The organism is Streptomyces sp. NPDC051582, from assembly GCF_040681715.1.
GTDB lineage: Bacteria > Actinomycetota > Actinomycetes > Streptomycetales > Streptomycetaceae > Streptomyces.
The window spans coordinates 23286-47560 of record NZ_JBFAZJ010000027.1; the positions used below are offsets into that span (position 1 = coordinate 23286).

A 24275-nucleotide genomic window follows, 5' to 3' on the forward strand; every position below is an offset into this window, starting at 1 on the left:
CGCGGAGAAAAGCGGTGCAGCGGTCGAACGCCGGCGGCTTCGTACCCTTGAGCACCACATGGGACACGGTTTGAGTACGAACGCCTCGGTGGCACGGTCCCAGGGGGTGTCCGCGAAGTCCCGCCTGTCCTGCGGGCGGACGCCGCCACTTCGCGGACACCCCCTAGCTGCGCGCCGCCACGTCGGCCAGTGCGCGGATCTCGCTAGCGATGGTGTGCCAGACCGGTTCGGGCAGTTCGTGACCGACCTCCGGTAGCAGCAGCTTGCGGGCGTTCGGGATCCGGGACGCGATCGCCGTCGCGGCCGCCGGCTTGATCAGGGGGTCGTCCGCGCCGTGCAGGACCAGTGTCGGCCGCTGGATCCCGCTGATCGGCCCGCTGTGCCACTGGGCGCCGATCTGGCGGCTCTGCGCCTGCTGATCGTGCACGCCCGCGTCGGCGGTGCGCTCGGCGGCCTTCCTTGCCGCGTGCTCGTCGAAGGGGCGGGCCGGCGAGGCGAGTAGCCGGGAGACCTCGACACTGGCGGCGATCGCGCCCTCCCGGGTATCGGGGAACTTCAGCTTGGCGAACTTCGCGAGGGTTCCGATCCGGATGAAGCGGATGGTCTTCAGCCCCGCGACATCGCCGGGAACCGCGGACATGGTCGTCACGGTCCGCACCCGGTCCGGGTGCCGCAGGGCCACGCGTTGGGCGATGGCGCCGCCGAGAGAGACGCCCAGCAGGTGCGCGGATTCCCAGCCCAGCGCGTCCATGACGGCGATCGCGTCGTCCGCCGTGTCCTCGGCCGTGTAGGCCTCGCCGCGCTTGCGGAACAGCGCCGAGATGGGGCTCCGGGTGGCAACGGGCGGCAGGTGGGTCGACTCGCCGCCGTCGCGCTGGTCGTAGCGGGCGACGGCGAAGCCCGCCCCGGCGAGCAAGTGGCACAGGCCGTCCGGGATCCGGAGCCGGTTGACGCCGAGACCGGTCATCAGCAGCAGCGGCTCCCCGTCCGCCCCCTCGGTGTGCCGGTCGTACGCGAGCTTGACCGGCCCGTTCTCGGCGAAGCGGACCGGGGTCCACGGGGGCGCGGCGGATTCGGACATGGCGACCTCCCAATAAACTGCGATCGATGTTCGCAGTTTTAGTATAGGAGACGCTCGCAGGCAGCGGCACGAAAGCGGCACGAAAGCGGCACGACAGCGGATGAGAGCAGGTGCACGAGTGGCCCAGGAGCCCGTAATCGTCTGGACCCGGCCGGAGCGCGGCGCACGCGGGCCCGCCGCCGTGCACACCCGCGCGGAGTTGGCCGAGGTCGCCGTCCGGCTGGCGGACCGGGGCGGCCTCGCGGCCGTGTCCATGCGCCAGGTCGGTGCGGAGCTGGACACCGGCCAGGCGTCGCTGTACCGCTACCTCGGATCCCGCGACGACCTCCTCGACCTGATGACGGACGCGGTCGCGGGCGAGATCGACCTGGACGTCCCGCTCACCGGTGACCCGGTCGAGGACCTGGTCGCCCTCGCGGTCCGGGCGAAGGGCACGCGGCTGCGGCACCCGTGGCTCGTCGACGTACCCCCGGAGCCACTCCGGATCGGTCCGAACGGGATGGACTTCCTGGAGTACGCGCTCCAGGCGCTCGCCCCCGCCGGGCTGCCCGGCCGGACCGGCATGGAGATCGTCGCCCTGCTGAACGCCCTGACCGAGCAGTTCTCCCGAGCCGAGCTGCGGACCGACCGCGCACTCACCGGCCGCCAGGGGGCGCAGGCCGCGTACATCGGCGAGACGGCGGCCCGGGGCGGGCACCCGCACGTCGCTGCGGCCATGGCCGAGCGGTCGGAAGCGGACCCGGCGGCGGACGAACAGCCGCGGTTCGAGCGGATCATGCGGCGGGCACTCACCGGCCTCATCACGCAGGGGACCGGCTCCTGAGCCTGTCCTACCTCCCAGCGCGGCTCTGAGGCGGCCACTTGTGGGATCGGCGGGCCCGGGGGCCGGCAAACGCCTCGGCCGGCGCCGTGCAGCTCCGGAGAGGCGGCTACCCGGCCGCCCTCCGCGGTGGCGAACGCCCTCGGAACTCAATCCATCAGAAGAATTCTGGAATCCTGAACGGCGCAGCCACTGCATTGAGCGATGCACACTTTGCCGAATGCCCGAAGCCGAGCCGGACCAGAAAGACGGAGATCGAAATAATTGCCAAGCCGCCGATCAGCAGCACCCCATAGAGCGGCTCGACAAGTACGGACAATCCGATCGCCATGATTGCCCAGACGGCTATTCCGAACCAGCAGTCTCGCAAGACGTTCTTAAGTCCTGCCGAATATTCCACCACCCCACTTTTGACAAGATATTCGATGATGATGTGATCCTGGGTGGCGCATCGCGCCCGATCCGTCATGACTCCCCCCAAAGGACGCCCATGAAACCCGGCACGAAGGGGGCATGGTCTTTTCGCACCTGCCCCCTTCGTGACACCTGTCAGCCTGATCTGACTACCATAGGCTCTTTACATAGCTCACTGTGGTGGAGATCCATTCGCTTTTCTCAACACCGTAGAGGAGGGGCGGGGAGCCCCCCCACCTCGAAGCCCATACAGCCATCCTGGTGTTTGCTCCGAGGGCGATGGCTCCGGCAGGGCCCCTACCCCACAGTGCTCCGGCTATGATTCCTTGCCCTTCGGCCTTGGCTGTCGGCAGCACGAATTGCGCAGCGCCCTCCCTGCGTTCTTCATCGGTGCCCACAGCCAAGTGTGCTCCGAGCCCCGCAGTGAACAGGACCGCCGCACCAACGATAAACACGGCCGCTCCGCAGTACACACTGGCGATGCAGGCCCCGGTGGCAGTGGCTGCAACGGCACCGATCACGATGTTTACGCCCTCGTGGCGCCACCAGTCTTTGTCGGTAACCGTGTTCAGTGCTTTCTTGTACCACGGCTGGGGCTTGGGTTTCGGCCTGTATGCCTCATCAGAGGCCCAGGCCTTGGGTCGCTCGGCCGTGGCCGAGTAGTAGGTGTACTGACTTGAGTCGCCCCAGCCGTAGACCGTGGTTTTGCTGAGACCGTTTTCCGCGCGGCCGTACTGTTGGGTCTCCGCGTAACCCCAGCCCTTCTTGGAGTCGTACAGCCATTGCGCGTTGTGCTCTCGCAGATACGCCGAGTCGTTGCCGTCGGTGATGATCGGCCGCAGGCCGTCGGGGTCGATCATCGTGGCGGGATTGTTGTTGCCGTAGCTGTAGCCGTCCAGCTGCTGGGGGTCCGACGTGTCCATCAGCGGGTCGACGCTGATGAAGCGGCCGATGGCCGGATCGTACTCACGGGCGCCCAGGTGGGTGAGGCCGGTGTCGTCCTTGGTGCCGCCGACGAAGCCCTTGTCGCCGTCCCAACCGGTGGCTGCGGTGCCTCGTTCACCACCGAAGACGCCGGTCTTGCGGCGGGTCGCCACCTGGGTGGCGGCGTCGATCTGGGTGGTGGCCGTTCCGTGTGCGTCGCCCATGAGGAAGGCGATTCCGTGGGCGGTGCGCATGGCGACCGTCTTGCCGCCGTAGGTGTAGTAGCGGGTGGCGGTCTTGGTGGCTCCGTCGGGCTTGAGGAGGAGTTCGTTGCCGCTGGGCAGGTAGAGGGTGGTGCCGGTGGAGTCCTTGCGGAGCAGCCGCTGACCGCCGGCGTCGTAGGTGTAGTCGGTGACCGCGGGGCCCTGGGTGAGCTTGGCCAGGTGGCCTTCGGGGTCCCAGGTCAGGTCCTGCTGGGCCGCGGTGCCGACCTTGCGGGTCTTGGTGTTGCCGGCGGCGTCGTAGGTGTAGCTGTCGGCACTGGTGCCGTTGACGGTGACGCCGGGCAGGTAGTGCGTGCCGGGCGGAGCGGCCTGGTACCTGCGGATGGTGTCGCCGGCGGTCTGGTGCTGGGTTTCGGTGGTGCGGTTGCCGACCGGGTCGTAACCGTAGGACGTCCAGTAGGCGTCCGGCCCTCCGACGGTGGCCGCAGCGCCCGTGGTCGGGGTGACGGCGCACTGGTCAGTGGCGGTCCAGGCCTCGGTGATACGGCGCAGCGCGTCCGTGACGAAGCACTGGGTGTCGGTGACCGCGGCGGCGTCCTGGCCGGTGGTGGTGGACATGGAGGTCACGTTGCCGGCGTCGTCGTAGACGTACTTGGTGTCGTCGAGGCGGCGCAGGGTCGCACCGGCGTCCTGATCGGCGAACTGCTCGGTGAGGGCGTTGGTGTGTTCGTCGTACTTGTAGCTCGCGTAGGCCTTCTTGCCGAATGCGCCGTACACCTCGCGGAAGGTGCGGCCGTAGTGGTCGTAGGAGGTGTCGGAGACGATCGGGTCGGTACCCGCGGACAAGCTGACGGGCAGCGCCGAGTTGTTGGTGTACAGGGGGGTGAGGTTCTCTTCCGGCAGGTCTCCCAGGGCCGGCTGGGAGACGGACTTGACCTCTCCCGTGGGGTAGTAGCCGGTCGTCCACTTGTACGTGCCCGCCAGAGCGCCTGCGCCATCCGGGATCGTGACCTGGCTGATGCCCTGCTTGTACAGGGCGGTGTAGTAGGTGACCGCGCTGGTGTACGCCTCGCCGTTGACGTAGCGGGTGGAGGTGGCGGGCTGCCCCAGACCGCCGGTGGCGGTGTCGTAGGTCCACCCTGACAGAGTGGTCGCCCCCTGCTTGAGAGCGGTTTTCCGACCCAGGTCGTCGTAGTCGGTGTGGAGGGTGATGCCGCGGGAGTCGGTCACGTCCGTGGCGCGACCGCCGGCGTCGTAGGCGGTGGTGGAGGTGCCCTTGTCCGGGTCATCGGAGCGGATCTGGCGTCCGGCCACGTCGTAGCCGTAGGCCCACTGAGCCCCTGAGGGGTCCTTGACCTGTGTGAGCTGGGCGTGGTCGTTGTACGTGTATGCCGTGGACTGTGAGGTGGTGCGGGCGGAGTCGGTGTACTCCTTCAGCTGCGTGGTGCGGCCCAGGGCGTCGGTGACGGTGGTCTTCGCCGTGCCGCCGGTCGGCGGGATGACGGTGGTGGTGTCACCGGTGTAGCTGGTGGTGGTCCGTTTGGTTTCGTCGCCGAACTTCTTCGCGATGACGTCGGTGGTGCGGCCCGCGCCGTCGAACAACGTGTCGGTGGAGGCGGGGTACGCGGTCTGCTGGCCGGTGACCAGTACCGGCTCGGCCTTACCGTCCGCGTAGTAGGTGCCCGAGTTGCGCCAGGCCTGTCCGCGGGTGTCGTAGAACGTCTCGGTCACGAGCCGGCCGGCGTCGTCAGGAGAGGGCGCCTGGGTCTGGCGGGCCCGTAGCAAGCCGTCGTAGAACGCGTAGGACGTCTGATAGGAGTTCCTGTAGTTCAGTACGGCGGACGTCACCACGATCGGGCCGTCATTGCGCACCTGGTAGTCGAAGGTGCGGCTGGGGGTGTCGGGGTACGTGGCGGCGGAACGTGCCGGCGTCCAGATCTTCACGGTGCGGCCCAGCGCGTCGTATTGGGTGGTGGTCACGCGGCCGTTGGCGTCGGTCTCTGTCGTGGGCAGGCCGCGCAACGGGTCCAGCGCGGTCGTGGCCTTGTGCCCCAGGGGGTTGATGACGGTGAGCCGAGTCGGTGCCTCGCCGGTGGCCGGGACGAAATCCGTGCTGGTGATCTTCCCGTAGGCATCCGCCGCGGCCAGGGCTCTGCCGTAAACGTCGTAGCAGGGAAGGTTCTTGGCCACCCCGCAGGTGCTGGTGGCGGGAACGGTGGAGACGGTGTCGTAGCCGTCGCCCTTGCCGTTGATCTTCTCGGTGCGCGTGACATCACCCTTGGACGGTGCGGCGCCGAAGGCGCCGTTGTCGTATGAGGTGCGGGTGTCGCTGATGACGTCCTTGGGCCGGGAAGGAGGGGTGCCGCAGGGCACCGCAACGGTCTCGGTCCGGGAGACCTTGTTGAGCAGCCACAGGCCGGTGTTGCGGGCGTAGCTGGTGGTGGTGCATTTCTCGTCGCCGGTCTTGGCGGTGTCGCCGGTCTCGGAAAGAGAACTGGTCATGCCGTAGGCGTCGAACTCCCGGTGCAGGGCAGTGGCGCGGGTGCCGCCACTGACGGTGGTACGGGTCTGCTCGTCGGAGGTGCCCGTCTGGTGGGCGACCAGGTCCGGCAGGCCGGTGCGCGCGCGGGTGGCGGTTGCGGCCGAGCGCCAGGGGGTGGAGGACGTCGCGGAGACGAGCTTGCCGGTGTCGTCCCCGTTGTACGTGGCAGTCTCGCGGACCATGCCCGTGAACTGCTCCCGGTCGGTGACCGCGGTGCCTGCGGAGTCCGCGACCGCCGCGCCGTCGATGCCGCGGAAGTACCGCGTCTCGGTCAACGTGCGCGGGTCGGTGCCGGATCCGGTGCGGGTTTGCACCAGTCCGTATCCCCGCGACACGGAGTAGGTGCGGTCGGTGTCCTTGGTGAACTCGTCGGTGGACTTCGCCCACGCGGCGCCGCCCAGATACTTGTATGAGGTCACTTTGTCGGGGGAGAGCGCGATGTTGTCCCCCTCCACCACCTGCTGGGCGGTATAGGCGTTGAACCAGTCCACCTGCGCGGTGGTCCCTTCGAAGGCCCACTTCACGGGGTAGCAGGAGGTGGTGTTCGACGCGTCCGCGGAGGGGAGGCTGGTGGCGGTGCAGCCGGGCTCGGAGTAGGTGACCCCGACGGTGGCCCCGGTCTCGGTGGTGATCTGGTACACGCGCAGCCGGACGAACGGCGCCAGGCCATCGCCCAGTTTGTCGACGCGGTTGGCCAGCTGTTCGCCTGCGAAGGTCACCGGCGGGAGCGTGACAGTGCCGCCGTCCTTGCCGGTGCGGGTGATGGACTTGAGCCACAGCGGGGTGGAGATGCCGTCACCGGAGGCGGGGAAGTCCTGCGCGAGGGACCAGGAGTCCACGTCCTTGCCGGCACCCGCTGTCAGGATCCTGGTGGTGATGGTGGTCAGCCGCTTACGGGTCCAGAAAGTGGGCGACGACTGGCCCGTGCACTCCGCGCCGTCCTTGCAGTACTGATCGAAGGGCGTGTCGGGCCAGTTCTTGGCATTGGTGGCATCGAAGGTGCCGCACGAGGTGAGGCAGCGTTCGTCCACGCCGAAGGCGACCTGGCCCATGGCCTTGGCCGCGTAGACGCTGGTGGTGCGCAGGCCGTAATCGATGTGGTCGAGGTAGCCGCCGCGGACGTAGGGCGTGGCGGTGCCCTTGCCGGTGATCTCCGAGAAGTTCCGGGCGTAGTTGTTGGACTCGGTCTTCCAGTAGTACGCCATGGCGTTGGCGTGCGGATCCACGACGTAGTCCAGTTGCCAGCGCCAGGCCTGCTGGCACCAGGCGGCGGCGAAGGAGGCGTTGTAGCACGGCTCGCCCGCCTGGTTGCCGAACACCGGAACCGTCCAGGCGGAGTTCGTCACCGGGGTGGTGCCGTCCTTCCAGCCGGGCAAGCGGTTGAGGCCGAAGAAGTACTGGGTGCCATCGGTCGTGGTGACCTTCCAGTGCTCGCCGTCATCGTCCCCGTTGACCGCGCCGGTGAGCTTCTCGATCTTCTCGCCGGAGTCGTCGGCCGCGTGCCAGCCCGTGGCCGCGTCGTGCACCAGCTCGGTGCTCTTGCCGCCCAGCGAGAGGGTGGCGTTGTCGTTGAACCAGCACTGGTCGCCGACTTTGGCCGTGTTCGTGCCGCCGGTCTTGTCGTCGTCGCAGGCCTTGTAGCGGCGCTCGATGAAGCCCGGTTCATAGGACCAGCCGTCGCCCAGCCAGCCCGGCTGGTTGTTGGACGCGGCGGTCTTGCCGTCCACGCTCTGCGAGTTGTAGCCCAGCGACACCGACGGCTGTAGTCCACCCGGCACCGCAGGAACCGTCAGGGGATACGACCAGGTGAACGCCCCTGACGAGCCGCCCCCCGTCCATGACCCCGACGGTTGCAGAGGCGTGGCCTTGTAAGTGCCGGAGCCGCCCGAGGCGCTGGAGGTGACGGCCAGCACCGTGGCCTGCGACGCGACCGCAGTCGAACGCGCCGTGTTCGGCGGCGCGTTCGGCTCCGTGTTCGGGGCGGTCGTGACCTGGGCGGTCACCGTCCCGGACTTGGTGTTGTTGGTCGTCACGAGCGGACGGGCGACCCGGCACTCGGCTTTGCCCGGAGTGGTCAGGGCGCAGGCGGGCAACTGGACCAGTTGCAGACGCGCCGCCCAGTCACCGCCGTAGGCGCCGCGGAAGGCGGAGTAGTCGACCTGCACCTGAACCGGACCGGGCGCGGAAGCGCCGCTGCTCCGGGAGACCGACAGCAACAGCCCGTCCACGCCGGCCTTGTCCGCCTGCGCATGACCGGCAACCGTCACCCGGAATCCCGCCGGTTCCCCGGCGGTGGCTGTGCGCGCCGATGCAGGACCGGGCAGCAGCGTTACGGGCAAGGACCCCGCCCGCTGCGGAGCCAACGCCGCCAGCAGCGGGCTGCCACGCTTTCCCAGGACCGGCGAGGGCGGGGCAGCCAGGTCCACCTCGGCCGAACCCGCCGCGGGCCACTTCACCTTCGGGGCGCCCTTCCAGGCGTGCGCGGCAGCGTCGTCCTTGTGCTTGGCGCCCCCGGCGGCGACCGGCGTCACCGGCACCGCCTTCGGCTGCTGCATCCCCGGTAGGGACGGCCCTCTCGGAGCGGCGGCCACCGCCGCTGCCGGGACCACCCCCATCACCACGGCGAGTGTCAGTGACACCGCTAAACCGCGCAGACCGAATCTGATCACGCCCCACCCCTCGCCCATCCGGCAATTAGCTGGGGAACAGTAGCAGGGTGCGACAATCCGTGAACATAGTTACTTTCACCCTACACATTAAAATCGTGGGTGGTGGGATGTGGATATTTCAACGAATGCATCGTATCGAGAATCATTGCGTCAACGATGGGTCATCCGCGCGTTTATGCAGGTCAACGTGGTGTAAGGGGGTAGTTCAAATCGACATGCACTCTCCCATAACGCCCACCGTCCGTGACCGAAGAGTGTCGCTTCGGGCGCCTCGGAACAGTCGGTCCAGTCACGGAAAAGCGGAGGCATCTATTCCAATGCGATGCCCTATAGAGTCTCGTCCAGCATTTTCTACAATCAAAGGATGTGTTGATGTCCGCAAGAATGCGCAGCCGCCCGTCCAGGCGTAGTTTGGTGCGGTCGATAGCGGTGGCGGCGGCGGGGAGCGTCGCGGTGACCGGCCTTCTGGTGCCGGTCTCCGCTGCCGCCACCCCGGTGTCCGCTGCCGTCCTGCCGGCCTCCGCCAAAGCGGCCACGGCAGCCGATGACGGTTCGGTCTCCGAGGAGGATCAGGCGCTGGCGCTGGCGGCGTCCACGGGTCAGCCCGCCGAGGTCGTCTCGGCGCGTACGGAGTTGTCGGATGAGTGGGCGAACGTGGACGGGACGTTCTCCGTCAAGCGCTACGGCTCCCCCGTCCGGCTCTTTCGGGCCGGTGGGTGGGTGGAGACCGACCCCACCCTGGTGTTCGCGTCCGACGGCAGTGTGGTCCCCAAGGCCGCCACGGTGGCCGTCACCTTCTCCGGCGGTGGCACCGGACCGCTGCTGTCCGGCGTCAAGGACGGCCGCACGCTGACGTTATCGTGGCCCACCGCGCTGCCCAAGCCGACGCTGGCCGCGAACATCGCCACGTACGCCGAGGTTCTGCCGGGCGTCGACATGCAGCTCAAGGCCGAGGTCGAGGGCTTCTCCCAGCTGTTGGTCGTCAAAACCGCGGCGGCCGCCGCCAACCCCCAACTGGCCACCCTGAACTACAAGATGGCCACCTCGGGCCTGGCGGTCTCCACCGATGCGGGCACCGGCGCCATCTCCGCGGTCAACCCCGCCGGGCAGAGCGTGTTCACCAGCTCCGCGCCGCTGATGTGGGACTCCACCAGCGCCGTCAGCACCCCCGGGGCAGCCAAGAGCGCCCTCGCCGCCAAAGCCGCAACGCAGGAAGCCGCTCCGCCGTCGCCGGGCGATGCGTTCGAGCCCGCACCGGGCGCCAAGGACGCCCAGATGCCGGCCTCGGTCAGTGGCGACACCCTGTCGATCACCCCGGACCAGGCCCTGCTGACCGGAGCCGGCACGCAGTATCCGGTGTTCATCGACCCGTCCTGGGCGTGGGGCAACCGCCAGAACTGGTCACGCGCGTACCGCAATTACCCGAACACGGCGTTCTGGAACTCCAACGAGGTCGCCCGCGTCGGGCACGAGAACGACACCAACGGCCTGTCCCGCTCCTTCTTCCAGATGGACACCGCCAACATCAAGGGCGCCGGCGTCATCTCCTCGACGTTCCGGATCAAGAACGTGTGGTCCTGGTCCTGTGGCAGCCGCCCCGTCGAGCTGTGGCAGACCGGCCCCATCTCGAAGAAGACCACGTGGAACAACCAGCCCGCCAAGATCGCCAAGCTCTCCACCGTCAACGACGCCAAGGGCTGGCGCGACAGCAACGGCAGCGACAGCGCCTGCCCGGCAGGCAACCTGGAGTTCGACGCCACCACCAAGGTCAAGGAAGCCGCGACCCACAACTGGTCCAGCGTCACCCTGGGCATGTACGCCTCCGATGAGAACGACACCTACGCGTGGAAGAAGTTCGACCCCAAGACCGCCGTGCTGGAAACCAAGTACAACCACCCGCCCAAAACCCCCTACAGCCTGGGCACGAATCCCAAGACCGACTGCGCCACCGGCGGCCTGATCGGCAACACCCAGGTCACCGTGCATGCCACCATCGACGACCCGGACGCCGGCAACCTCACCGCCCAGTTCCAGCTGTACAAGACCGGCACCGCCGCGGCCGTCGTGGACCAGTCCGTTCCGGCGCTGAAGGGCCGCGTCGCCACCCTGGCCCTGCCCGAGGCGAACACCCCCACCGGCGACTACACCTGGAAGGTCCGCGCCAAGGACAACCAGGGCGAATACTCCGCCTGGACCGAGGTCTGCAAGTTCTCCCTCGACCGCACCCGACCCGCCAAGCCCCCCGTCATCAACTCCACCGCCTTCCCCAACGGTGACAGCGGATGGCCCGCCGCCGGCACCGGCAAGGCCCGCACCAGAGCCGACTTCACCCTCGCCGCCAACGGCGTCACCGACGCCGTCCAGTACGGCTGGTACACCGACTACGACCCCCAGGTGAACTACACCAACGTCACCGCCGGGGCCACCGCGACCGTGCAGGTCACCCCGCCCGGCTTCGGACCGCACTTCGTCTACGCCTTCAGCATCGACAAGGCCGGCAACCGCTCCGACACCGCCATCTACACCTACTACGCCGGCCGCTCCACCGCCCGCGACATCCCCGGAGACCTCAACGGCGACGGCAACAACGACATCTGGAACGTCGACTCCAACGGCACCCTGCTCACCTACGCCGGCCAGGGCAACAAACAGTTCTCCTCCGCCACCAACGGCGGTCAGTCCTTCGATGGCGCCCAGGCCGTCTCCCGCGGCGACTGGGGCCAGGACGGTTACAACGACCTCCTGACCCTCCAGTACGACCCCGCAGACAACATCAAAAAACTGTGGGTGTACCCCAACAACGGATCCGGCACCGCCACCACCACCGGCACCGACGGCGGCCAACAACAACTCGTCGTCGCCTGTCCCGTCGCCGGACCCGGCAACGACGAAAATCCCGACGGATGCGCCACCGGCGACGACCACTGGCGTGACGCCGACCAGATCATCGCCCCGGGAGACCTCAACGGAGACGGCACGCCCGACATCCTGGTCAAGCAGGGCAGTCTGCTGTGGGCCTACTACGGCGACCGCGCCAGCAAGACCCTGGACAAGTTCGGCGCCCCGGTCCTCGTCGGCGGCAACGACTGGAACCTCTTCACCGTTGTCGCACCCGGCGACCTCAACGGGGACGGCATCGCCGACCTGTGGCTGCGCAACAACGCCACGGGCGACATCTTCCGCACCTACGGCAAACAAGGCTCCGACGGCAAGCTCGACCCCACCACCTGGGGCAACACCGCAAGCCGTGTGCAGGTCGGTGGCGGTGTCACCGCGGCCGGCTTTCCCGCCATCGGCTCAAGCGGTGACGTCACCGGCGACGGCATCCCCGACCTGTGGGCCCGCAAGACCGACAACATCATGATCGGCTGGCCCGGCGAGAAGACCGCCGCAGACTTCACCAGCTTCGGAACCAACTTCCCCATCGACGGCATCACCGGCGGATCGCGCATCCCCTCGGGCACCACGCTCACCTCCGGCCAGACCTTCACCTCCCGCTCGGCGAAGCTGACCATGCAGCCTGACGGCAACCTGGTCATCACCAACGCCTCCTCCCTGCCCGGCACCTTCGTCTGGTCCACCAACACCGGAGGCAACACCGGCGCCAAGGCCGTCATGCAAGCCGACGGCAACCTGGTGGTCTACAAGGCCGACGGCAGCACCAAGGCCTGGGAATCGAAAACCAACGCACCCGGCGGATACGCCCTGCTGCAGGACCGCGGCAACCTGATCGTGTACAACGTCAAGGGCGGGTCGCTGTGGTCCAGCGGCACCCACGTCCGGCACGACTACAACGGCGACGGCCGCAGCGACATGGCCGCCCTCTACAGCCACCCCGATGGCAGCTACGAGCTGTACTCGTTCCAAGCCAACTCCGACGGCACCTTCCCGGCCCCCTACAAGGGTTACGTCGCACCCGCGGGCAGCGCCTGGGCGACGAACATGAAGTACGCCACCGGCGACTACAACGGCGACGGACGCGGCGACGTCGCCATCCTCTACGGCTACGACAACGGCAGCCTGCGGCTGTTCACCGCGCTCGGCAACGCGAGCGGCGGCTTCAACGCGCCCGTGCCCTCCTGGTACCGGGCGGCAGGCAGCTGGTGGTTCAGTCAGGTATCGCTGCAGTCCGGGGACTTCAACGGCGACGGCCGCGACGACCTGGCCGCCTGGTACGACTACACCGACGGCCACGACACCCTGTTCACCTTCACCGCCAACCCCCAAGGCGGCTTCAACGAACCCTTCGCCTCCTGGACGGCCACGCCCGGGAACTGGGAACTGAAGCAGGCGAAACTCGCCATCGGTGACTTCAACGGCGACGGACGCGACGACCTGGCGGCCCTCTACGGCTACGGCGACATGAACACCGTCAAAATGCACACCTTCCTCACCAGCCCCACCGGCGGCTTCGCCTACGCCGGCACGTCGTGGACCAGCACCACCTGGGGCAACTGGAACCAGGCCCACATCCAAGCCGGCGACTTCAACGGCGACGGCAAGGACGACATCGCCGCCTGGTACGACTACAGCAACGGCAGTGACAGCCTGAACACCTTCATCAGCCTCGGCACCACCACCGGAGCCTTCCAGGCTCCCTACTCCGCCTGGTCCACACCCGCCGGAAACTACTGGTACGGCTCCATGCCCCAAGTGGTCGCAGGCGACTACAGCGGCGACGGACGCGACGACATCGGCGTCATGTACGGCTACGGCACCGGCACCTCCCGCATGTTCACCTGGACCGCCAAGAACACCGGCAACACCGCCGACAACGGACACTTCAACGACTCCGTCGGCAGCTGGTCCTCCGCAACCGGCTGGCCAACCGGCTCCTGGGCCAACAAGGACGTCCACTTCTTCAACACCCACAGCTGACCCGAGCCCGTGTGGCCCCGGCGCCCCAGAGCGCCGGGGCCACGCGGGCGTTGTGGCCCCGGGCGCGCCGCGCCATACGTGCCGCGCTCCGCGCCGGGACCGTCAGGACCGGTCGGCATCCCTCGCGCCCCTGGCACTCGGGGCGCGGCGGGCAGATCGCGCGGTGTTCCCGCCAGGCTATGAAGGGGCGGCGGGCGATTGTGTCCTCCGTTCGTACGGCGAGCGGGAGGAGGGCGGTCGCTCACCTCGCCGGATCACCCTGCGTGATCCCCGGTGAGTGCAAGACCCGCCGCATGATGGCGCCCAGCCGGCATGCGGCCAGACCACGGCGCGCGCTGCGCGAAGTCGCGCCCCCTCCACCGGGTGGCTACGGCCAGCCGAGCTCGCTGTACGGGCGGCCCTTCCCGATCGCCTCGATCGCGGTGCGGGTGTACGGCACGACGGGCTCGGGCAGCTGGTCTGGGGCGTACCACGCCCATTCCAGGCAGCGGTCGGTCTCCCGTACCTCCGGGATCCCGGTCCAGGTGCGGGCCCGGAAGACGAGTCCGAGACGGGGCTGGTCGCTGTTCCCGTCGCGCATGTGCACCGTGTGCACCAGCTCAAGATCTTCCGGAGCGAGCGTCAGGCCGGCCTCCTCCGCGGCCTCGCGGACCAGGCAGGCGCGGGCGCCTTCCAGCTCGCAGTGACCTGCCAGGAAATGCCAGGTCAGGGGCGCGAAGGCCGACTCCGGGTGGCGCAGACCGAGAAGGATCCTGCCGTCCTCCCGCTCCAGGTAGAGGTGTACACCGAGGATGTTCAGTCGAGCACGGGAGCCCCCGAGGTGCCGCGACGGCGCCGCGGAGTGGGGTGGGGCGACGGCGGCGGTCTGTTCGTGGAGGGCGATGACTTCGGCCGTCCAGGGGCACATGGTCAGCCACTGGGTCCTTTCCGCGTCGAAGAAGCGGAACATGATGCCCTCTGGACACGGCAGGGCATCGGCGTCGCCGTCCCAGTGCCCCAGGTACACGCGGATCTGGCCGGAGCTCCCGTCCGGGCCGTGGGCGTTCACCACGGTGAACGGCTCCAACGGCACCTCCAGGCCGGTCTCCTCCATCAGCTCCCGGGCGACGGCGGCGCGTGAGGACTCGTCCCCCTCCCGGTTGCCGCCCGGGATCGACCAGGTGCCCGGGTCGCAGATGTGCGGCTTGTTGGCATCTCGGAGGTGAAGCAGGTACTGGCCGCGGGAGTTGACCAGCAGGGCTGCGGTTCCCTGAGGTTCCACGGTTGCGGGGTTCATCCAAGCTCCTGAGGGGTGGGGTCTGGTGGGGTCGTCTGCCCGTGTTGGTCGCAAGCGTGTGCGTGGAATCCGCCGGCCGCCGGGCGGGCCGGTACGGGGCGTTGGGCATCTGGCGCAGAGCGGGCAAGGGCGAGCGGGCCGGGACGATGAGCGGTACCGCGAGGAGGGCCGCACCGACGGCCGGCGCGGGCCGTACACCGGTCCAGGTTCCCGGCACGCCGGCGAGGACGGCGCCCGCGGGGCGTGCCACGGAGGCCAGACCGGTGGACACGGCCTGCATCCGGGCCTGCACGGCCGGCTCCGTGATGATCTGTCTGGTCGAGCGCTGGGCCGTGCCCGCTGCCCCCGCGCAGGCGAGCCGGACGAAGGGGCCGGGTGCGGACCAGGGGCTTCGCCCGCCGGCCCGGCGCGGTGAGGGGGAGATCGTGAAGGTCACGCCCTCCGGCCAGGACCGGGCCGCCCCGGCGCGCGGTCGTCATGCGGGCTCCTGGGCAACGGCTTCCGGGGCGGCGGCCGGGCGCGGGCCGGGGACGGCGTCGGTGAACGCGGCGGCCTGCACCTGGTAGGCGTCCCGGAACTCGCCCGTGCCGCCGCTCCCCATCAGCTCGGAGAACGTTCCCGACTCGGCGACCTGGCCGTCCTTCATGACGTGGATGACGTCGGCGTGGCGTACGGAGTGCAGGCGGTGGGTGATGAGCACGACGGTCTGCCCGGTCTCGGCGAGGGCGCGGATCTGGTCGAACACGTTCTGCTCGGCGACCGCGTCGAGGGCACTGGTGGGCTCGTCTACCACCAGGATCCCGGCGCGTTTGTACCAGGCGCGGCTGATCCCGACCATCTGCCATTCCCCGCCCGAGGCCTCCTGCCCGCCCTTGAAGCCGCGCCCCAGGAGGGTGCCGATTCCGCGCGGGAGGCGGGAGATGAACCGGTCGGCGCCGGAGAAGTCGGCGGCCTCGATCACGGCGTCGTCGTCGATGGGGCCGGTGGGGCGGCCGATGCCGATGTTGACGCGGACGGTGAAGGGCCACCGGAAGAACGACTGGGACATGAGGGCGATGCGGGCGAAGATCTGCCCGCGGTCGGCCTTGGACGCGTCCACGTCGTCCCACCAGATCGTGCCGCCGCCGGCGTCGGGCAGATAGAGGCCCGCGAGGAGTTTGATGAGCGTGGACTTGCCCGATCCGTTCGCCCCGACGAGAGCGATCACCTTGCCCATGGGGAAGGACAGCGACACCTCCCGCAGGGTGGGCTCCGGCGTCTCGCCGTCGCTGCCGGGGTAGGTGAAGGAGACCTTCTCGAAGCGGACTTCCCGCACCTGCTCGGGCAGGTCCTCGCCGGCGTCCGGGATCGCCCGGGTCCTGGCCTCCGCACACAGCCGCTCGAAATCGGCGACGAAGAGGGACTCCTGGTGGAGGTCGGCCATCTGCACGACGAGGCTGTCCAGGCTGGAGGATCCGGTCCGGATGGCCAGGACCGCCGTCCCGGCGACCGCGAGGTCCATCCGCCCGCTCCACAGCAACAGCCCCAGCGCCCCGTACGTCAGGAGGGTCGCCATGCCGGAGGCTCCGTCGGCGATCAGCCCGATCCGGGCGGCGTTGCGGGCCAGCCGGGTCTGCTCGCGCTCGCTGGTCTCGGCCATCTCCCGGAAGTGGTCCAGGAGGAAGCCGCCGACCTCGTGGACACGGACCTCGGCGGCGGCCTCCCGCTGGGTCAGCAGCTGGCCGAGGAGGTGCCCGGCCCGGGCGTGCTGCACGAAGGTGTGGAAGGAGATGTAGCGCTGCTTGGAGATGGTCAGCGACCGCCAGGCGCTCGGCACCGTCATCAAGACCAGCAGGGGCAGCAGCGCCGGGTGGAGCACGGTCAGGACCCCGCCCGCGGCGATGAGGGAGATGCCGGAGTTCAGGGTGTTGGTGCAGTAGCGGATCATGCGGCGGGCGGAGTCCGCGCCGTAGCGGGCGGCGTCCAGGAGCCGGTGGAACTCGTCGTCCTCGATCGCCGAGAGCTCCACCCGGTAGACGAGGGCGAGGTACTGCTCCGTGGCGACCCGCTGGACCTTCGGCTCCAGCTCACCGGTCGCGGCCGTCGAGGCGGACCGCAGCAGCGAGCCCAGCAGCGCGACCACCGCGACCAGGGCGAGCGCCGGCACGGCCCGGGCGAGCCGCTCGTTGGTCACCCCGCCCGCGAGGAGGTGGCCCAGGACGCTGTTGACCGCGGCCAGCCCGATCGCCTGGGTGATGCCGCGCCCGACCTCGGCGCCGAGCATGATGCGCAGGGCGCGGGCGTCCGCAAGCCGGGCGAGGCTCAGCCCGGTGCCGATCATCCCGGGTAAGGCCCTGGCCATGGTCCACAGGCCGAGTTTCAACCAAACACCCTCATGGCGGTCCCAGCCGACGTCGTACGCCAACTCCCCTCCGAACAGGAGCCGCTCCGAGTCCGACACCGCCGACGCCCCGGCGTTCTTGCCGACCTTGCTGCTCACTTCGTCCCCCTCGCGTCCCGGAATGCTGCTGTGCTCGTACTGCCGTGGCCCGGGCCGGCTGCCACCGGCCGGGGGCCGTACCCGGACCCGTACCCGGAGCTGGACCCCGCCGCACCGTCCTCGCGCGTCACCGTCCCGGCCCCGGGCATGGCGACAGCGGCGTACAGAGTTCCGCCGACGTACTGGTTGAGGGCGGCGTGGGTCAGCGGCCGGCAGTCGGCCGGAGGGCCGCCCGGGTCCACCCACACCACCTCGCCGTACTCCAGGGCCGGGGTCGTGCGGGGCTCACCGCACCAGCGCTGCGTGGCGAAGACGACGCAGAGTCGGCCGGCGCCGCCCTCGCTGCGGTAGTGCAGGAGGCCGCTGAGTTCGAGGTCCTGTACGCCCACCTGGATTCCCAGGGTTTGGGAGGCCTCCCGGCAGGCGGCCTCGGCCACCCATTCCGCCGGCTGAAGCCGTCCGCCCACCAGTGTCAGCCGGCCCTGGTCGGGGCAGCGGGTGCGACGGACGAGCGCCACCCTGCCGTCGGGGCGCAGCGCAAGCAGCACCACCTTCGTCAGAGGCCGGTATCCCGGGCCCGCCTGTTCGATTCGGGCAGCAGTCGAGCGGGTGCGGTGGGCTGTCGGCACTGATCCTCCCTGGAATGACGTGGAACCGAGCGTTGGTCGAACAACCCCCCACGCCCGGGTGCCGTAACGGACGCAGAGGGGGGAATTTCTCGAACGGAGGTCCGATGTCGGCTGCTGGGCAAGTCCTCTGGGGATGGCCGCGTCTGAACTCACACGTTCGAGTGCAGCAGGATCGTTGGCACCCGATCAGGGTCTTGCGCGATGCGTGTTCGAGCGGACTCCGGGCGTGGTGCGGTCTGGGTGCTGCCGCGGTTGGCGGCGGGTGACCCGGTGGTGCTGCTCGGCGGGGGTCGCCGGCAAGGACGGCGGTGCCGTCGTCGGCGCGGACCAGGCGCTCGGCATCGAGCAGGCCCGACGGTGGCCGCGGTCGGCTCCTCGGGGTCGGCGGAGACGGTGCCGTCGTAGGGTCCCTGGAACAGCACGGCAGCGTCCCGACTGCTGAGGACGTCGCGCTGGAGCGGCCGGCAGTGCGCATCTTGCGGGTGCCGCCACGGCTCGGTGTGGTTGGCGGGACGGACCCAGTTCATCTGCCGGCGAGGTGGGGGTACGCCCAGGCGCGTTCGATGGTGTCGCTGACGCGGTCGAGGTCCCAGCCGAGGGATCCGGCGAGGAAGCCGGCGTTGATCGGGCGGCGGCTGGCGTGGGCGAGCGCGTTGAGGGCAGCGAGGGCATCCGTTGGGGACAAGCCGCCCGGGCCGGTCACAGGGCGGCACCCCGACGCGACACGCTTGCGTGAGAACGGGTTTTGAGAAAAAACGGCTCCGGATCGGCGCAGACTCGGTAGAGCCCCAGATCGCAGGCCCGAGAGCGGCCGGTCGATCAGCGGGGCAGGATGCGCATGACTGCCTCGCGTTCGCCGCTGAGCCGCAGGCCTTGCTGTACCGCGGCGCTCAGATCGAGGTCGCCGAGCAGGGTGGCGGCCAGCAGGTGCGGCGGTCCGGTCAGTGACGCGGTGGGGTGGTCGACCCGGCCGGCGTGTGTGTGCACCGAGCCGTCCTTGACTTCGATGACCAGGTCTTCGTTGCCGTCGGCGTGCAGTTGCAGGGCGATTGCCGGCTGGTCGGGGCGGTGGTCGGTCAGTGCCCGGGCGGGCACGTCCAGCCAGTGGGTGCGGAAGGTGTCGTTGCCGCCCGGCTCACGCAACAGCGGCACGCCCCACCGGCTCAGCTCCTGCAGCACCGGCTCCAGCTCGCGGCCACGCTCGGTCAGGGAGAACAGGGCGGTGGCCACCGGCGGCGGGGCGGCCTCGCGGCGGATCAGGCCGGCTTCCTCAAGTTCGCGGAGCCGGTCGACCAGCAGGTTGCTGGCGATCCCGGGCAGCCCGTTGCGCAGGTCGGTGTGCCGGCAAGGACCCAGGGCGAGCAGTTCACGGACGATCAGCAGGGTCCATCGGTCGCCGACGGTGTCCAGTGCTTTCGCGATGCCGCAGTACTGCCCGTAGGTGCGCATGCCACCACTCTACATCGTGGTGTTGAGATTCAAAACTCTCTTGTTGACTTTCTCAACAAAGTCGGTCTAGCGTCGCTGCCCATGACTCCCACCCTTTCCGTACGTCGGCTGGCCTGGGCCGGCGTCGAGATCCGTCTCGGCGACACCCGCCTGCTGATCGACCCGCTCGAAAACGTCGCTCCGCTGGCGCCGGTGATGGGGCCGCCGCACCGGCCGGTCGACCCGGTCGACACCCCGCCCGGCACCCACGCCCTCATCACCCACCTGCACCCCGACCACTACGACCACGACCTGATCGCCCGGATCGCGGCCACCGGCACGATCGGCTGCCACACCCCGAGCGCGGCGGCGCTGCACGAGGTGGGCATCACCCCCGTCGCCCAGGACCTGGGCCGGTCACGCCGCATCGGAGAGCTGACCGTCACCCCGGTGACCTCGCTGGACTGGCGCGGCAACGACTGTGACCAGGTCGCCTGGGTCGTCGAAGGCGCCGGCCGGCGGGTCATCCACTGCGGCGACACCCAGTGGCACGGCAGCTGGTGGCAGATCGCCCGCGACCACGGCCCGTTCGACGTCGCGTTCGTCCCGGTCAACGGCGTCATCGCCCACTTCGAGGGCTACGCGGCCAACGTCCCGGCGACCATGACCCCCGAGCAGGGCGTCGAGGCCGCCGTCGCACTCGGCGCCGGCACCGTCTGCGCCATGCACTACGGCCTGTTCCACAACCCGCCGTTCTACACCGAACAACCCGACATCGAGCAGCGCTTCCAGCACGCCGCCGATGAGCGCGGCATCACCGCGGCCATCATCGCCGACGGCCAGCACGTCCTCTGACCAGCAGAAACAAGGAGCAACACATGAAGATCGTCCTGTTCGGTGCCAGCGGCAACATCGGCCGGCCCACCACCGAGGAACTACTGCGTCGCGGCCACACCGTCACCGCGGTCACCCGAGCCGGTCACATCGACGGACTGGGGCACAAGGCCCTGAGCGTGACCACCGGTGACGTCACAGACGCCGCCGCGGTCGCCGGCCTCGCCGCCTCCCACGACGCCGTACTGTCGGCCGTCGGCCCCCGGATCGGCCAGGAGGACGACCGCGCCACGATCGTCGGTGCCGCCCGTGCGCTGATCGACGGACTCCGCCGAGCCGGTGTCACCCGCCTGGTCACCATCGGCGGTGCCGGTAGCCTACGCACGCCGACCGGCGCCCGGGTCATGGACGACCCGGACTTCCCCGCACTGTGGAAGGCCAACGCCGAGGCCCAGTCCGAAGCGCTCGACCTCTACCGCGGCGTGCACGACCTCGACTGGACGTACGTGTCGCCCGCCGCAGTCATCGGAGCGGGCGAGCGGACCGGGGCCTATCGCAGCGCCGGGGACACCCTGCTCACCGACGACGACGGCAACAGCCGCATCTCGTACGCCGACTACGCGATCGCTTTGGCCGACACGATCGAGAGCGGCACCGCGATCCGCCGCCGCATCACCGTGGCGTACTGAGCCATGAGCAACGACGCCGCCGGCCGGCAAACCCGATTCATCGTCCTGCTCGCAGCGCTCGTGGCCCTGGGACCCCTGTCCATCGACGGCTACCTGCCCGGACTGCCGGACCTCGCAGGCGACCTGCGCGCCAGCGCCGCGGCCACCCAGCTCACCATCACCGCCTGCCTGGCCGGGCTGGCCATCGGGCAGCTGATCGCCGGGCCGCTGAGCGACACCTACGGCCGGCGGCGTCCGTTGCTGGCGGGCCTCGCCCTCTACACGATAGCCAGCGCGCTCTGCGCGGTGGCGCCCGACGTCCGGACCTTCGTCGGCCTACGCCTGGTCCAGGGCATCGGCGGGGCGTTCGGCATCGTCATCGCCAACGCCATGGTCCGCGACCGCACCTCCGGAACCCGCACCGCACGTCTCTTCTCCGCACTGACCTTGATCACCGGTCTGGCGCCGGTGTTCGCGCCGGTCCTCGGCGGCCAGCTACTGCGCGTCACGGCCTGGCCGGGGATCTTCGTGGGCCTGGCCGTACTCGGCGCCGTGATGCTGGCGGCCTCCGCCGCAGGACTGCCGGAGACCCGGTCCTCCGCGTCGCGCCAGCCGCTGCCGGCTGTCGTCGGGCAGCTGCTCAGCGACCGGGTCTTCACCGGGTACGTCCTGGCCAACGGTCTGGTCTTCGCGGCGATGTTCGCCTACATTTCCGGCTCGCCGTTCGTCCTGCAGGAAATCCACGGCCTGTCACCGCAGCAGTACAGCGCCGTGTTCGCCGTCAACGCCGCCGGACTCATCGCGGCCGCACAGATCAGCGGCCGGCTGGTGGCCCGGGCCGGCGCCCGCGTGCTGCTGCTCGCCGGTCTGCTGGGCGCGACAGCCGGTGGCACCACGGTCCTGGGCGCGGTGCTGGCACGGGCACCCCTGCCCGCGCTCCTGATCGGCCTGTTCGTCCTGGTCTCCAGCGTGGGCCTCGTCATGCCGAACGCCGCGGCCCAGGCCCTGGCCGACCACGGCGGACACGCCGGGTCGGCCGCCGCCCTGCTCGGCTTCAGCCAGTTCATGTTCGGCGGGGCACTTGCTCCGCTGGCCGGCGCGGGTGGCGCCACCGACGCCTTGCCGATGGGAATCATCGTCGCCGTGCTGCCGGCGCTCGCTCTGCTCACACTCTGCGTCCTCACCCGGTCGATGCCCGGTGAGCGCACTCGCAGGCCGGCTCGCCCAGGACCTGCCGGGCGCCGGCGACCGCGCCGGCACATCGATCGCAGACGAGCCGGCACCCAGTGAATGGGACGAGTAGGCCTTGTCGGTCAGGACATCTCGGGCGTGATCCTGGGACGGCCGATCCGCCGGGTACTCGTAATCGGGCCATGACACGGGTGAAGGCGGTGCCTCACCGGCTTGGCCGGAATTGATGGGAACGCGAGCGGGCGGCAGCGGCCGTCCGCGGCGAGGTGGGTCTTCGCGGTCAGTCCGCCCGGGAGTGTCCGAGGGCATGGATGGCCGGCTCGCCGGCCGGGGCCCCTTTTGACGGGCCCCGGCGGCGTGCTGGTGGGCACGGACGATCGTGGGATCGACCGCGACGACCCACGCGAGGTCGCCCTCGGCGTCGGCCTGGGTGAGCAGAGCGGTGAAGACGCGCTCCCAGGTGCCGTCGGCGGCCCTCTTCCGCAGGCGGTTGTGGGCGCCCTTCCACGAGCCGAAGTGCTCGGGCAGGTCCATCCACGGTGTCCCGGTGCCGTACTCGAACGCGATCGCGTCGATCACCTGCCGGTGATCACGCCACCGCCCCCCCGCCGAGGGCCGGCGCGCTGCTGGTCCGGGGTCCGTGTTCCGACGAGCGGCCAGGATGCCGGCCGCAGGCCGCCGGGCCTGATCCGGTCACAGCATCGACTCCGCGCCCGCGGGGATCTTCCGCCATACCGGGTTGACGGACGTCACGTTGCTGGCCGCCTTCGCGTACCGCAGGGACCTTCCGCGCAGCCGTCTCACCCTCGCCGGCCGCCCCACGACACGGCGGACAGCACCACGGTTCAACCTGCGGCGCCCCCCCGAGGGCCTGCCGCTGCGGCTCCTGTCCCCGCCCCCTCTCCCGAACTCCGACAGCAGCGCTTGTCCCACACCACCCCCGACTCGGACGGCGCGGCGGCCTGCGCCCCCCGCCACGCCGTACTCATCGAGGATGCGATCCTCATCGCGGTCAATCTGCACGGCGGGGGAGTGCTTCTCCCACTGCGGCGACGTACCCGGCGCCCCGGCCGGGCGCAGGAGTGCAGACTTCCGTCACCCGGTTCCGGGACTTCCGCAGCCCCTCACTGGACCAGGACGGTGTGCGGATGACCTCCACTCGCCGGGCAGGCGTACAGCTGGAGGTGGTTGGCGTCCAGCACCGTGATGTCAGGAGGATTGGACCAGCTGTCGTCGGATGCACCGGTGACCCGGTCCTCGTTCGGGATCCAGCTCGTGCTGTTGCGGTGCCATTCCGACGAGGAGACGGTCAGCAGCGGCGTCATCGCCGTACCGCAGGCCACGCAGAACCGCGGCACGGGGTCGGTCAGTCCCCAGGGGGCCCAGCCACCGACCTTCCAGCCAGGAGCGTGGGACAGCGCCTTGTCATAGAGCTCCAGGGGTTCGGGATCGTCAACCGGAATGCCCGCCGCCCGCCAGGGCGCGGGGTCTGCGATCTGCTGCTTCACCTCCTCGGGGAGTTCCAGGGAATCGGGGTACTCGGTGACCTCCTCCGGCGCGAGCACGCAGGGCTCGGGCACGTAGAGGTCCTCGTCCGCGTCGAACGGCTCGGGCGGCGGGGCCAGCACGTCGGTGACGTCCGCGGCGGTCCGCCAGGACAACTCGATCGGAATGCTTGAGTCCGGCGCGTGCTCCGAAGGGCACCACAGGACCTGCAACAGGTCGGTCCGCCCGGGCGGCCGCAGCAGGGGTATGTCCCGCGCGTACAACTGGGCCACGGGCACCAGGGGGTGGAGGCCGTCATGCTCGATGCGGCAGTACCGCCAGGGTTCCTGCGCAGGCCACAGCAGCGGCCCGCCGATCGAGCTGTCGTGCACGGTGGGAGAGCCGGGACGCGGGTGCAACCGGACCGCTGGGCGGGCCAGCGGGGCCAGCACGGGAAAGACCGAGGCGATGTCGACGGGTCGCGGCGGAGTGGTACGTGTGCGATTCATAACGACGATCTTGCCGCCACCCTCTGACAGCGAGCCAACCCAACGGGCCCGGCCCCGTACTTCCTGAGTGCGCCGCGCCCCCTGATGACGCAGGGTGCGAAGCGGCACGACCGCCTATGCGCAGCTGACGCCGTGCAGGCACCAGAGTTCAGAGAAGTCACCGGCGGAGCTGCCGGCCACCGGCGCGGCGAGTACCGGGACATCCCGGCGGGCAGGCGGACCGC

The 24275-nt window shown here is 69.7% G+C and carries 14 protein-coding genes and 1 pseudogene; 5 read left to right on the plus strand and 10 right to left on the minus strand.

Going from position 1 to position 24275, the window contains the following annotated elements; translation table 11 throughout:
* Positions 1–163: 163 nt before the first annotated feature.
* Positions 164–1081 carry an alpha/beta hydrolase gene (locus tag AB0M92_RS29335; protein WP_366105323.1) on the minus strand — a complete coding sequence of 306 codons (918 nt, stop codon included), beginning with the start codon at positions 1079–1081 and terminating at the stop codon, positions 164–166.
* A gap of 118 nt (positions 1082–1199) precedes the next feature.
* On the opposite strand from AB0M92_RS29335, the gene AB0M92_RS29340 reads away from it, so the two are divergent.
* A complete protein-coding gene (locus tag AB0M92_RS29340; RefSeq protein WP_366105324.1) occupies positions 1200–1904 on the plus strand; it encodes a TetR/AcrR family transcriptional regulator in 705 nt (234 codons plus the stop codon).
* 154 nt (positions 1905–2058) lie between these two features.
* Here the strand turns inward: AB0M92_RS29340 and AB0M92_RS29345 are convergent, their stop codons facing one another.
* Both AB0M92_RS29345 and AB0M92_RS29350 read right to left on the minus strand, forming a co-directional pair.
* Positions 2059–2370 carry a hypothetical protein gene (locus AB0M92_RS29345; protein ID WP_366105325.1) on the minus strand — a complete coding sequence of 104 codons (312 nt, stop codon included), beginning with the start codon at positions 2368–2370 and terminating at the stop codon, positions 2059–2061.
* Positions 2371–2464: 94 nt separating this feature from the next.
* Positions 2465–8560 carry an RHS repeat-associated core domain-containing protein gene (locus AB0M92_RS29350; RefSeq protein ID WP_366105326.1) on the minus strand — a complete coding sequence of 2032 codons (6096 nt, stop codon included), beginning with the start codon at positions 8558–8560 and terminating at the stop codon, positions 2465–2467.
* A 567-nt stretch (positions 8561–9127) separates the two neighbouring features.
* Here AB0M92_RS29350 and AB0M92_RS29355 point away from each other — a divergent pair.
* Complete coding sequence (locus AB0M92_RS29355) at positions 9128–13552, plus strand: FG-GAP-like repeat-containing protein (protein ID WP_366105327.1); 4425 nt, start codon at positions 9128–9130, stop codon at positions 13550–13552.
* Between the two features lie 367 nt (positions 13553–13919).
* Here AB0M92_RS29355 and AB0M92_RS29360 read toward each other — a convergent pair whose 3' ends face one another.
* The 5 genes from AB0M92_RS29360 to AB0M92_RS29380 form a co-directional block, all read right to left on the minus strand.
* The gene (locus AB0M92_RS29360; RefSeq protein ID WP_366105328.1) at positions 13920–14828 is read right to left on the minus strand and encodes an NUDIX domain-containing protein; all 909 of its coding nucleotides are present in this window, start codon (positions 14826–14828) and stop codon (positions 13920–13922) included.
* A 475-nt stretch (positions 14829–15303) separates the two neighbouring features.
* Positions 15304–17169 (minus strand): ABC transporter ATP-binding protein, encoded by a 1866-nt coding sequence (locus tag AB0M92_RS29365; protein WP_366105396.1) that lies wholly within the window; start codon positions 17167–17169, stop codon positions 15304–15306.
* A 134-nt stretch (positions 17170–17303) separates the two neighbouring features.
* Positions 17304–17858, minus strand: coding sequence for an NUDIX domain-containing protein (locus AB0M92_RS29370; protein WP_366105329.1), 555 nt, complete (start codon positions 17856–17858; stop codon positions 17304–17306).
* Between the two features lie 601 nt (positions 17859–18459).
* Positions 18460–18621: a hypothetical protein gene (locus AB0M92_RS29375; protein WP_366105330.1), complete on the minus strand. Its 162-nt coding sequence runs from the start codon at positions 18619–18621 to the stop codon at positions 18460–18462.
* 134 nt (positions 18622–18755) lie between these two features.
* Positions 18756–19385: a winged helix-turn-helix transcriptional regulator gene (locus AB0M92_RS29380; RefSeq protein ID WP_366105331.1), complete on the minus strand. Its 630-nt coding sequence runs from the start codon at positions 19383–19385 to the stop codon at positions 18756–18758.
* Between the two features lie 81 nt (positions 19386–19466).
* On the opposite strand from AB0M92_RS29380, the gene AB0M92_RS29385 reads away from it, so the two are divergent.
* Genes AB0M92_RS29385 through AB0M92_RS29395 form a run of 3 tightly spaced genes read left to right on the plus strand, consistent with a single transcriptional unit; the run spans position 19467 to position 22156 of the window.
* Positions 19467–20219 (plus strand): MBL fold metallo-hydrolase, encoded by a 753-nt coding sequence (locus AB0M92_RS29385; protein ID WP_366105332.1) that lies wholly within the window; start codon positions 19467–19469, stop codon positions 20217–20219.
* Positions 20220–20242: 23 nt separating this feature from the next.
* Positions 20243–20887, plus strand: a complete 645-nt coding sequence (locus AB0M92_RS29390) for an NAD(P)H-binding protein (RefSeq protein WP_366105333.1) — start codon at positions 20243–20245, stop codon at positions 20885–20887.
* A gap of 3 nt (positions 20888–20890) precedes the next feature.
* Complete coding sequence (locus tag AB0M92_RS29395) at positions 20891–22156, plus strand: multidrug effflux MFS transporter (RefSeq protein ID WP_366105334.1); 1266 nt, start codon at positions 20891–20893, stop codon at positions 22154–22156.
* A 357-nt stretch (positions 22157–22513) separates the two neighbouring features.
* On the opposite strand, the pseudogene AB0M92_RS29400 reads toward AB0M92_RS29395, so the two are convergent.
* Together AB0M92_RS29400 and AB0M92_RS29405 are read right to left on the minus strand one after the other, a co-directional pair.
* Positions 22514–22720, minus strand: a pseudogene (locus AB0M92_RS29400) (transposase); the annotation flags it as partial.
* A gap of 461 nt (positions 22721–23181) precedes the next feature.
* On the minus strand, positions 23182–24051 hold the full coding sequence (locus AB0M92_RS29405; protein ID WP_366105335.1) for a hypothetical protein: 870 nt from the start codon (positions 24049–24051) through the stop codon (positions 23182–23184).
* Positions 24052–24275: the final 224 nt, after the last annotated feature.